This is a genomic window from Pseudoalteromonas sp. GW168-MNA-CIBAN-0100 (assembly GCF_040309225.1).
Lineage (GTDB): Bacteria > Pseudomonadota > Gammaproteobacteria > Enterobacterales > Alteromonadaceae > Pseudoalteromonas > Pseudoalteromonas arctica.
Genome location: NZ_JBEOOL010000946.1, coordinates 1 through 245, shown reverse-complemented (window position 1 = coordinate 245; position 245 = coordinate 1). Strand labels below are relative to the sequence as shown.

General features: G+C 44.9%; 1 protein-coding gene. It reads left to right on the top strand.

The features are described from left to right. Positions 1 to 245 (top strand): iron chelate uptake ABC transporter family permease subunit (locus AAEY62_RS24130; RefSeq protein ID WP_350636997.1); only part of this gene is annotated, 245 nt, incomplete at both ends.

The window sequence follows — 245 nt, the reverse complement described above, 5'->3', positions numbered from 1 at the left end:
CTATAACACTGGGTGTGCGGGTACATCGCTTTAGAATATTAATGTTGGTTTTAAGTTCGCTGATAACGGCAGTGTTAGTAGCTATGAGCGGCGGAATTGGCTTTGTAGGATTAATGGTGCCGCATATTGTGCGCTTTTTTATCTCCCAAGGTAGCTTGTCGGGCTTACTGGTAACGAGTTTGGTGGGTGGTACTTTTATGGTTTGGGTTGATGTGCTAGCGCGCACGTTATTAACGAATCAAGAG